Annotated in this window: 12 protein-coding genes and 1 rRNA gene; 2 read left to right on the forward strand and 11 right to left on the reverse strand. The window is 39.5% G+C overall.

Features of this window, described 5'->3' with window-relative positions; all coding sequences use genetic code 11:
* Positions 1-8: 8 nt before the first annotated feature.
* The 10 genes from HMPREF9969_RS04635 to HMPREF9969_RS04680 all read right to left on the reverse strand — a co-directional run bounded on the left by HMPREF9969_RS04635 (position 9) and on the right by HMPREF9969_RS04680 (position 8,932).
* Positions 9-212 carry a hypothetical protein gene (locus HMPREF9969_RS04635; protein ID WP_036894819.1) on the reverse strand — a complete coding sequence of 68 codons (204 nt, stop codon included), beginning with the start codon at positions 210-212 and terminating at the stop codon, positions 9-11.
* Positions 213-587: 375 nt separating this feature from the next.
* Positions 588-1,217, reverse strand: coding sequence for a porin family protein (locus HMPREF9969_RS04640; RefSeq protein ID WP_036895052.1), 630 nt, complete (start codon positions 1,215-1,217; stop codon positions 588-590).
* A gap of 96 nt (positions 1,218-1,313) precedes the next feature.
* Complete coding sequence (gene gldN, locus HMPREF9969_RS04645) at positions 1,314-2,357, reverse strand: gliding motility protein GldN (protein WP_009434693.1); 1,044 nt, start codon at positions 2,355-2,357, stop codon at positions 1,314-1,316.
* A gap of 79 nt (positions 2,358-2,436) precedes the next feature.
* On the reverse strand, positions 2,437-4,026 hold the full coding sequence (gldM, locus tag HMPREF9969_RS04650; RefSeq protein ID WP_009434696.1) for a gliding motility protein GldM: 1,590 nt from the start codon (positions 4,024-4,026) through the stop codon (positions 2,437-2,439).
* Positions 4,027-4,091: 65 nt separating this feature from the next.
* Entirely contained in the window at positions 4,092-4,889 is a 798-nt protein-coding gene (gene gldL / locus HMPREF9969_RS04655) for a gliding motility protein GldL (RefSeq protein WP_009434691.1), read from the reverse strand.
* Positions 4,889-6,370 carry an SUMF1/EgtB/PvdO family nonheme iron enzyme gene (locus tag HMPREF9969_RS04660; RefSeq protein WP_009434689.1) on the reverse strand — a complete coding sequence of 494 codons (1,482 nt, stop codon included), beginning with the start codon at positions 6,368-6,370 and terminating at the stop codon, positions 4,889-4,891. The genes gldL and HMPREF9969_RS04660 overlap by 1 nt, the downstream gene beginning before the upstream one ends.
* Positions 6,371-6,379: 9 nt before the next feature.
* A complete protein-coding gene (locus HMPREF9969_RS04665; RefSeq protein WP_198005078.1) occupies positions 6,380-7,318 on the reverse strand; it encodes a type IX secretion system membrane protein PorP/SprF in 939 nt (312 codons plus the stop codon).
* A gap of 133 nt (positions 7,319-7,451) precedes the next feature.
* Positions 7,452-7,673 (reverse strand): DUF2795 domain-containing protein, encoded by a 222-nt coding sequence (locus tag HMPREF9969_RS04670; RefSeq protein ID WP_004337463.1) that lies wholly within the window; start codon positions 7,671-7,673, stop codon positions 7,452-7,454.
* A 52-nt stretch (positions 7,674-7,725) separates the two neighbouring features.
* Entirely contained in the window at positions 7,726-8,322 is a 597-nt protein-coding gene (locus tag HMPREF9969_RS04675) for a cob(I)yrinic acid a,c-diamide adenosyltransferase (RefSeq protein WP_009434694.1), read from the reverse strand.
* Position 8,323: 1 nt separating this feature from the next.
* Complete coding sequence (locus HMPREF9969_RS04680; RefSeq protein WP_009434687.1) at positions 8,324-8,932, reverse strand: hypothetical protein; 609 nt, start codon at positions 8,930-8,932, stop codon at positions 8,324-8,326.
* A gap of 314 nt (positions 8,933-9,246) precedes the next feature.
* Here HMPREF9969_RS04680 and HMPREF9969_RS04685 point away from each other — a divergent pair, with 314 nt between their 5' ends.
* Both HMPREF9969_RS04685 and HMPREF9969_RS13280 read left to right on the forward strand, forming a co-directional pair.
* Complete coding sequence (locus HMPREF9969_RS04685) at positions 9,247-9,918, forward strand: membrane protein (protein ID WP_009434690.1); 672 nt, start codon at positions 9,247-9,249, stop codon at positions 9,916-9,918.
* A 709-nt stretch (positions 9,919-10,627) separates the two neighbouring features.
* The gene (locus HMPREF9969_RS13280) at positions 10,628-10,750 is read left to right on the forward strand and encodes a hypothetical protein (protein WP_255346215.1); all 123 of its coding nucleotides are present in this window, start codon (positions 10,628-10,630) and stop codon (positions 10,748-10,750) included.
* Between the two features lie 120 nt (positions 10,751-10,870).
* Here the strand turns inward: HMPREF9969_RS13280 and rrf are convergent.
* Positions 10,871-10,983 (reverse strand): 5S ribosomal RNA (gene rrf / locus HMPREF9969_RS04690).
* Positions 10,984-11,233: the final 250 nt, after the last annotated feature.

The following is an 11,233-nucleotide window of genomic DNA, read 5'->3' on the forward strand; positions in this document are numbered from 1 at the left end:
ACTCTCTGTTAGTCTTCCCATGAAGATGTGTTTTCATCTTCTAAGTCTTCATCATTCCATTGACTTGCCTTAGCAGCAGCTGGACCAGAAGCGTGATTTGCCTTCTTATGCTGGCTCGGGAAAGACGTATCCATCAAATAAGTGGCTTCGTTGACTTGAATTATCATACACTCTGGTGCAGAGTAACTCTTCTTTACTTGCTTTTTTCTCATTACTTCATTGATTAAAATAGTTGTTATTTCGTTCTTATTTTGCTCTAAATCGAGTTCGCAAAAGGGCATAAAAAAGCGAACAAAGGAAACTCTTGAAAGTCCTTTGTTTACAGGGGTTACGGCACGCTTCGCGCGCGCGTATGCGAGAAGAAAAAATGTGTTATTAGACGCTAGGTGCGCATATTGTGTGTGTGTGTGTGTGTTAGCAAATTATTTGGATTGACCAAAAATAAAGTGCAAAAAGATGCAAAGAATCGAATAATTCTTTGCAGTACTTCGTTCACTTGATATGTCATTGCTAATTGTTTCACGGCGGCAAAGGTAAGGCTTTCCTTTAGAACTGCCAAATAATCAGCGAAGAAATATCGAAATAGACTAGAAGAAATAGGCTACACCCACCTGCCAAGAGTTGTTACGACTACTCTTCTTATTGAAGACAGACGTTGCAGCATCAGTAGCTGTCTTCCACGTTGCATGCCCTGTCTTTCCGCAGGAAATATTGTAATTTGCACTCACTTGCAGGTGCTTAAATGCGGTAACACCAAAGCCAAGGTTGACACTGAAGTTACTATTCTTCAAAGCGTATGTACTCTTCATGTTCCATTGATATTCTTTCTCACCAATGTTGAAAGCAACCTGCGGTCCACCAAAGATGAATACACTTGCCATGCTACCTAAGCCGATAGAGTAACGAGCATTCACTGGAATTGCAATCTGTTGTTGCTTAACTGTCTGCGTCATCGTGGCATAATCGAGTTTTGCTGCACGATAATCGTATAGAACAGAAGCATCCATACCTAAACCAACAACGGGTAATGTGAATTTCACCGTTGGTCCAAAGAACCAGCCAGCTTGATTCGTTTTATCAAAGACTTCACTATCAAAGTAGAAATCACTCACATTCAATCCTGCTTTTACACCAAACTTCAAAGGTTCGTCAGCGTGAACAGGAATGGAGAAGAGAAACGACAGGACTAATAAAGCCGATGAAATAATTTTCTTCATAATCATAAATATTAATGATAAAAGAACTATAATGACTATACATTATTCGTTCTCAAATGGCTTTTATTACCTAATTGAAGAAATTTAACAGCTATGTTAATGACGCTCACGGCGAACTGTCACTCGTGCAGGAGACACGCTCGCACTCCCACTGGAAGATGGGCGACGTGTGCGCCTAACGCTACTTGTTGAGGAACTTGTACGACGACCACGAACAGTTCGTTTGCTTGCTTTCGCTGCATCTTGGCTTGCCGAAATACTATCAAGACTATCCTTACGAGCAGGATCTCCATAGATATGCTTCTCAAAATCAGCAAGCTCACGCTCTATCTTTTTCTGTTCTGCAGCCATTGCAGAATCGTTTGGACAATATTGTGCAAGCGTCTTTCCTAACAGATTGGTGGTCTTGTAAATCTTTCCTTTGTATAAGTTCATCGTGAAATAATCATCCACACTCATCGTAGCAGCATTGTTTAAGTTGCTAGTCATCATGGTTTGCTTAGAGAGGAAAGGAGCAAGGTCGTCATAGCGAACCCAGAATAATGGGTATTTCACCTCTCCATCTCCGAAGTCATCTTCGCGATACATGATTGGACAAAGCGCCACCACCTTACGATGGAAAGTTGATGTACCTTGGTCATAATAAGCACTTTCCTTTAGATAATACCCTTTTACCTCGCTCGAAGGAATATCACTATTATCAAGACGAATACCATGGTCGGTGCGTTCATAATAGATATGATAGTTGTCAAGGAACTGCAAGGGCTTTACACGGGCAGAGTCGGTAAAGACTTCGTTACCATCCATTCGATAATTATAAGCGGCAATTCCCCCTCGATTAGGACCATTCATCATCAATTTGAAGATATAAGTAAAGAGGTTCATCTGTGATCCTACGGGTTCAACAGGATAATAAAGTCCTGCATTCGCATCCTCATCCAACTTCAATTCACGATAGATATCACGACGCCAAACAACATCTTCTTGCAAAGGAGCAGCTGTTGGGAAAGATATCTGCGCACGTGTAGTAATGGTGTTAGCAGGTGATTGCGACATTTGCTGATTACGCCTAGCAGCAGGCTGAGCACTGATGGCTAGTGCAAAGAAAACCGTACAGGTTATGAGAAATATCTTTTTCATTGTTTCTTTGTTTTATCTTTATGAGAGGAAAGAAGACCATCCCCTATATTTTATTCAGCTAGTTTTATCTAACAAATAGTTATCGAACAATAACCTCCATATTGCGCCCATTGAGGGTTCGAGTGATTCCATCAGGTCCATGAACAACAACATTGGTAATATAGAAGCGCTTGTTACGACTCAACTGACGGAACTGCTCCTTCTGTTGAGATGAGAAGGAAGCACCATTACTAGCCAATGGAACGGCATTACCCATATTATCAAAGAAGACAACACGGAAGCTTGTCACAGTGAACGGAATATCAAGTAATCCATCATCAATAGCCGCATGAATACCTGGAGCACCCATTAAGGCTGCTTTAGATAATGGTCCACTCTTAAAGCGATCACCCCCCATAGCAATGTAAGGAGATGGGTCTGGTAGCTTACGGACACGGAACTGATAGGCACCGACCTTGCGTCCCTTGGCTGATACAGAAATGGTAACAGGACTGCCGACTGCTGATGGGCGCGCTATGAAATGACCGCCACCATGTGCAATAAGTGTTCCTCCTGACATCGTTGCTTGTACATCGTTTTGAGAGGTATTAGGAATACTTATGGTGATTGGATTATCAAATCCAGCATACAATACATTCATCAAATCAGCTGCAATTGTAGCCATCCCATCGAAAGGAGGTGTCTTTTGCATACCACTAGAATTAATGTATTGCTTAGGTTGTGGTCCACCAGTAACCCAATAGTCTTGTGCAAAATTACGGCGCAAAACATTACCTGCCATATCCTTCATAAGCATGTATCCACTCAAAGTATGCTTACCAGGAGCACCAGCTTTCACGGTCACTTGATTCCCTTGAATTAGTTGACCATTAACATAAACTTGTGGTTGTTGGGTGGAATCTACTGCTGCCATAAACATTTGAGCAGTCATGGTTTCACCTGGATAGAGACGAGTTTGACTCGGAACAACGAATGCTTGTAATTTGTTAACACGTAAATCCTTCAAACCAACATTAGCCACTAATGAGTGCAGGACTTCGCCTTCTGCATAACGAACGTCGCTCTGTAACTTTGATAACAATGTTACAGCAGCTGCAACAGGCATATTCTCGAACATATATTCCTCCCAGTTCTTCCCCATTGAGTGTTTCGGCACTATCGTTGAGAGATTACTTGCAATAATACTCTTTTGTCGGGGGTCTGTTACAAACTGTAAGATTCGACTGCGATAACTATTGATTGCATTGTATAACTTGCGCCCTTGCCCATTAGCAGGGTTCAACATTATATAACTGGCAGCCTCCAGATTGTCTTTACCTTCAATGTGCAAAGGATCACCTTTTTCACCATCTGCTTCACGGACAATGGCAACCTTCAATGACTGAGCATAATTATAGAGAGAATCACTCATCTCTCTAACAGTCGATGCCATCATAAACCACTCCTTAACCTTCTGTGGATTCTTCTGCATCATTTGGTCTAGTTCACCAAAGATCGCTTCATTCTCCTTAGAAGAATTACCCGTCGTACGATTCAAACTCTCCTCAACAACAGAGAAGCCATTGAGTACTTCCGTAGAAATATTCAATGCCAACATTGCCATGAGGACAACGTACATGAGGTTAATCATCTTCTGGCGTGGGCTAACCTTTTTCTTTTTAATAGCCATTAATCTTATTTATTAGTATTGAAGAGTATCTTTTACGAGACCTCCCCTTACCTTCATCTTTCTGTTTATAAGCTTTCAGGAGTTGATTGTTGTGTAGCCGCCCCTGGTGCAGCAACACGCATATTAACAGTCATTGCCTCAATCATACGAGCGTAAATACTATTAAGTTGCTCTATCTGGTGAGCCATCTTACGGGTTTGTTCATTAATCTGATCAATAGTACCAATCTGCTGACTTGCTCCCTTAAGTTGCATTTCATAAACCTTTGCAATACCTGTAAGAGTACGATTGAGGTTCTCCATCTCTTCACTATCACGTGTAAGACGCTGACTCTGATCGTTCACCTTACCTAACATCTCTGTAAGATTCTGCAAAGCAGAGACGTAATTTGTTTGTGCCTCTACCATCTCTGGCGTTTGTTGTTGAGCATCAGCAATAGCCTTGCTCTGTTGTCCAACAACTGCAGCTGCTATGTCATCAGCAGATGGCATAGCCTGCTGTACACGCTCAACATCTACTGATGAAACCGCAGAATATTGTGGTTGCACAGCTGAAGAAGTAGACCTATTCTCTTCTTTCCCAGCTAGGTATTCATCTGTAACATGCGTCGGCAGCTCACGACCATCATCTGTTTTATCAAACGGACGATCGAATGCAGAGAGGAAAAACACTATAACCTCAGTACCCATACCAAGGTATAACATGATGTTAGCACCCGGTAAGTGAGTGAGCTTAAATAAGGCACCAAGGATTACAATTGATGCTCCCCAACTATAACCATAATTGAGGAAAGTTTGTCCAGGGACACTATCCATCCACTTTTGTAGATGGTAAATGAAGTTGAATTTACTATACTGTGTCATTATCTTTTCCTTTTCTTACTGCTTTTTTTATTCTCTTTTGCTGCTTCACTAGATGAACTTGCGAGGCTACGAACACAACGGAATCCAATGTAACTACGCGGTTGATTCTGGTATTCCCAAGTACGCCATGCACTTCGAATGTAACTCTCAGGATCCTTCCAACTACCACCTCTCACACTCTTCTTCTTGAGTCTATAAGGGTCTTCTTTAGCAGCTTTATAGTCTAACTGTGGGTTTAAGTCATTCATCGCATCCACACCTGCTTCAGTATAAACGGTACTTGTCCATTCAGCAACATTACCTGCCATATCATAAAGACCATTGGAATTGGCACCATAAATGCCCACCTTACTTGTAATCAAGTTTCCATCCTTCGTATAATTACCACGATCTGGCTTGAAGTTAGCATAGAAACAACCATTGCCATTCTTAACATTCTGGTTGTCCCAAGGGAACTCGTCTTGATTCTTTCCACGTGCAGCATACTCCCATTCAGCCTCTGTCGGCAGTCGATAACGCTGTACATAACGAGCCTCACGACCTAATCCTTTCAATAGATATTCCGTCCTCCAAGCACAGAAAGCATTGGCTTGCTCCCATGTAACTCCCACTACTGGATAGTTATTATAGGTTGGGTTGCTGAAATAATTACGTAAGTATATCTCATTATCAGAGTTTCGGAAGTCGTTTACCCAGCAAGTTGTATCTGGATAGATATTAACGATGTAAGTATTCAAGAAGTCCCAAGGACCTGTTAATGGGCGGTTGATTGTTTCTTGGTGAATGTTTCCTTCATCATCAACATAGGCTGTATCCTTAGAAATCATCACGACTTCGCTAGGATCAACCTTTATATCTGTATTCAAATTACGCTCCTGTGGATTCAAACGATTACGACGCAAAGCCGCTGTTGTATAGTCATAAATCTCATAGCGATAATTCATCTGTTTCGCATCAAGACTCTTCTCCCCTGTTACAGGATTAGTAACAAACATACTTTCATAAGCTCTTTGCTCATCCTCATTGAACTTTCGTGGCAATCGTTTATTCCAATTGATATGAGGCTTAACAGGGTCACCATTCTTATCTTCTGTAATCATATAGGTTTCATCTCCACCATAAGCAGGATCTGCCAAACGTGTACGAAGAATGGAATCACGCACCCACTCTACAAATTGCTTATACTCGGAATTGGTTACCTCGGTCTCATCCATCCAGAAACCATCTACAGATATATCCTTTACAGGAGTCTTCTTTCCCCAAAGAGAATCTTGTTTGTCTAAACCCATGTGCAGCCATCCACGCTTTACAAGGGTCATACCATAAGGTGTTGGTTCACGGAAGCTACCACCTCCACCAACACCAGTGACCTCACCACCGCGACCTGACGTTGATGCTGTTTTACCAGAAAAACAACCAGTGAGAGTGCCTAGAAAGAGGGTGCTAAGACAAATGGTTAATATACATTTCTTCGTTTTCATATATCGTTCTTATAGAAATCTTACACTTTTATGTTTGTTTCGACCTTTCTTCTGAAGGTTTATGTCTGTTTGATAACTTACAAACAACTCATGACTACCATTGCCAAAAGCTGCAGAACCAGTGTACATCTCATAGCTATACCCAACATTTATCCCATGAAAAGTACCACCAACATAAGCGGTAACTGAATTTGTTGGACTATAAGAGACGCCCCCATATAGGACTTTCTTATCATTCGTATAGACCAAACGTGCCGTTATATCTGCCCGATAAGCAGTACCATCATAGCGTGCCAAAACAGACATTGGTATACTTAGAAACGGATTCCTCAATTTTATATTGTATCCTCCTGTCAAATAATAGGTACGATCTATTTGAAATTGGTTTCTGTCACCAAGTTCTAACAAAGGGGCATTTAAATGCTGAACAGATATTCCGGTATACCAGTTTTTGTGAGTGTAATAAAGTCCTACTCCTAAGTCAAGACTATTACCATTACCCTCTGTTGTAAGTAAAGCGGGGTCATTTGCTTCCGCAGGATCTAGCTTACTACCATCAAACTTATCAAACAGAACACCTACTTGCACACCTGCAGACAGCATTCCTCCCCATAAGTTCTTACGAAAAGCATATTGTCCTGCTATCCGTTGATGTGTGAAAGCTCCTATTTTATCATTCAATATTGACACGCCCACACCATGGTATTGTTTCATGAAATAAACAGGCATATCCCCCCCCACATAGAAAGTATTTGGATTATGCTCATAGCCTGCAAAGTCCAAAGCATAGGCTCCAATAACATTTAATTTATTATCTTTTCCAACAGTTGCAGGGTTGAACGACGGCTCCATAGCCCAATAATGACTATAGGACGGATCGAACTGTGCTTTGACAGAAATTACTGCCAAGCTCATCAGAATGACTATAAGAAATAAGCGTTTAAACACGCTCTTATAACGGAGGATGTTGTTGTTTATTGCAATCAAAGACTATTTTTATTTATGGAATAAACGTGTTCTGGAGCAATAAAAAAGGTTACTCACATCTTACCTATGAGTAACCTTTTCTTGCTTTAATGTCTTAATATTCATCTTCATTCCATAAGAAATCATCCTTAGAAGGATAATCTGGCCAAATATCTTCTATGCTATCGTAAACATCTCCTTCATCTTCTATCTCTTGCAAGTTCTCTAGAACCTCAAGAGGTGCACCTGATCGCATAGCATAGTCGATTAACTCGTCTTTTGTTGCAGGCCATGGAGCATCTTCCAATTTAGAGGCCAATTCCAATGTCCAATACATATTCTTATTTTTTTACATGTTCTTAGTTCGTGCAAAAGTAATATATTATTTCCTATCTACAAGCATTTTCCCACGTTTTTTCACTATTATCAGTCTTTATGTTTAAATAACGTGACAAAACAAAAAGATAATCTGATAATCTATTCATAAAAGGAAATATATTTCCAGGAATTTGAGCTATTTTAGATAGTGTGATAATACGTCTTTCTGCACGACGACATACCGTCCTACAAACGTGACATTGGGCTGACATAAGGCTACCACCGGGATAAATGAATTCGTGTTGAGCTGGAATTGACATCATCATCTCATCTATCTTTCCTTCTAACCTTATAACCAAGGAGGCTACAGAAGGTAGTTTTGATAGAGTTGAGTTATCTTTTGCTAATTCTCCTCCTATCACAAAAAGTTCCTTCTGAACATCTTCCAAGAAAGAAACAATCGAAGACTTCAACTCTTGCTGATTCTGTTCTCCACTACGAATATTACTCATTGGAGATGGTTGAAGATACGATTTTAATAATCCAATATGGGCATTCAACTCATCAATAGTTCCATAGGATTCTACCCGTATATCGTCTTTTGAAACTCGTTTACCACCACATAAGGAGGTCATACCTTCATCACCTGTCTTTGTATATAGCTTCATTTTAGAAATTAACAATGTAATCTTGCTTTATCATGGACTTATTCAGAAAGATTAAACCACAATAATATAAATCAAAGGTAATACCAGTACGATTGTCAGCAATCAACCTTTTCCAGTATGCCCGTGTCTCTTTATCACGCTTTATATGCTCTAGAATCAAGACAGATGTAGATGGGAGTAACTCGATTGCTTTATCAATAAACTCACGATAGTTACCTCTTAAACTAACACGAACGATTGTATTATCACCCACCTTATCAAGTATTTGTGCATATTTTTCAGGTCTTATCCCTTGAGAAATAGACTGATAAAGCGTATTCTTAGCCCCTGTCAATACATAAATCTTATAACAGGAGGAGGAGGGAAGATAGTCTATAAAGCTATGAGGTTGCAAGAAATTAGCTATACGAAAATAGAGTTTACAAAGTTTGCGAACCCGCTTATTAATCCCATAGACCTGTTGCTTTAATTGTTCATACTTATAATATGGATAATGCTCATTCACAACATAACGAATAAACTTATATGCCCAAGGCGATTGTACACCGAACCCTCGAGAGTACTGTGCACGTCTTAGCCATACAACGGATCGTTTAATAAAGTATATCATATTAATGATTATGCGACTAACAAAAGTAACGCTTTTTTCTTAAACATCATATACATACCACATAAAAACAATAAAAAATCATACATATTAGGTACGCTTTTCTTCCCTGCCATTGTTATTACTAATACAGAAGGGCGCTTCTTCAATCATAGAAGATGCCTCTTTGAAGGCAAGGAAAGGCTCTTCTTGAGTGGAGAAGAGCCTCTATTGCGATTCTTCACACCTACAACATCAAAAAAAGACGGAACAATAAATAACGATGATCAGTAATTTTATTACCTTTGCAGTAATATAATTAAAATCTATATCACAATATGAAAAGAAGACTCTTAGCACTACTATTAACTGGTATTGCACTCTCGCTGAACGCCCAACAACCCAAACACGAATTAATATGGAGCTTCGGACTAGGGGATGAGCCACATTTGAAGAGTGTTAGAAACAATTACGTTAAACAGTTTCAACTTGAGGATGATGCTTCATTATTCTCTTCGTTTCAGAATATCAACAGCTCTCTTAACATGGAATATATCTATCATCTGAATAAAAGATGGGCGGTAGGAGCAGATATTAGCTATACTGAAGCAGCTGCAAAAGGAGCACATCAACCATTGACTGAAGAAGAGAAGGATAACCCTTTCAGACTTATTTTTGAAGGACTTTTCTACTCTATATTTCCTAATGATGAACTGAAGTTATCGAGTAAAGCATGGACTGTTATGCCAGAAGTGCATTACAAATGGCTCGAAAATAGGAACTTTACACTATATTCAAAGGTCGGAATGGGGATAAGCTACTATCAACTAAGATCAAAAAGTAGCAACTTTCCTAATATCAAAGAGAATAAAATGAGACTTGCCTACCAATTATCACCTGTTGGCATAGAGCTTGGAAGCCACCGTCTCCGCTTTACTTCAGAGCTAGGCTATGGTCTGCAAGGTATATGGAATATTGGTCTCGCATATTATATAGGTAAGAGCAATTAAACACATAGCACAAGAAACTCAAAAAATTGTACGCGAACATTTTTTTTAGCATGTCTTAGAAGTGCTTCTTCTTGGTGCTTTCATAAAGTCTTATTGGCGTAAGATTATTAAGGTAAGACACTCTTGATGTGCATCCAACATATCTTGGAAATTACTCTCTATCAGCATTACTTCCCTACGGACGGTGAGGGATCGTTCGGAGAGAAGTAGGGAGAAAGTTGGGGAGAGGATAACTAAGACTTTACAACCTTTAGCCTTACTCAATATACAAACATAATTATAAAAAAAAAATATTAAAGTTGATGTAAACAAATGTTGTGCGCTATCTCAATCATTGCAAAGCAACAATTTACAGAAATATCAGCTTTTCCTCGCCTATTAAGAATAACATTCTGCAATCCAATCTACCATCAACATTATCGGTGCTCTGCATTAATACATCATGTGTTTAGCCTAAATACTACATGTATTCTACATTAATTCTTCTTGCACACGTACCACTTTCATCATTCAGTACTTGTCCAACTTTTCAGTAAGAAACTACTGCTTGTGTGACCTAATACTTGTTTCTAAATAAGAAGTACTATCATTTCACTAAAAACGGAGGTACGTTTTATTAAAAACCAAGGTACGTTTTATAAAAAAACAAGGTACGATTTATTAAAAACGGAGATACGTTTTATTAAAAACGAAGGTACGTTTTATAAAAATGGAGGTACGATTGAAGCAAGTCGATAAAAACATCTTGAGGCTTGTCTATGGTATTTCAGTAATGTCTCTCCATCTACATTACTATCCTGCGGATGGTGGAGGTTCGTTTGGAGAAGGCTGAGAGAGAATTTGGAATAGGAGGTGGAGGAGTTATAAGGTGATAGAATTGAGAGTGGAGCCACAAAAAAGGGAACAAAAAAGAGAGCTTCAAAGATTTCTCTTCGAAGCTCTCTCATATTAAAGAAGGCGGCCACCTACTCTCCCGCATTGCATTGCAGTACCATCGGCGCAGACGGGCTTAACTTCTCTGTTCGGAATGGGAAGAGGTGGAACCCCGACGCAATAACCACCTAATATTTCGTTCAGTTGACTAGTTATGAAGTTGACAAGTTGACTAGTTATCACTTCTGTCTTTTGTCATTTCTTCCTTTCTTATCAGTAGATTTTTCATCATTTTATATTAGTCTCTCCGACTAATAACTCGTTTACTTGTATACTTTTAACTTGTTAACTTGTCTACTCGTAAACTCATCTACTGATCTGTCAACCGTATAAGGTGACGTATTTTCACAAGCAAAGACTCGTTTGTTAGAACTGATTACTT

Source organism: Prevotella sp. oral taxon 306 str. F0472, from assembly GCF_000257925.1.
Taxonomy (GTDB): Bacteria; Bacteroidota; Bacteroidia; order Bacteroidales; family Bacteroidaceae; genus Prevotella; species Prevotella vespertina.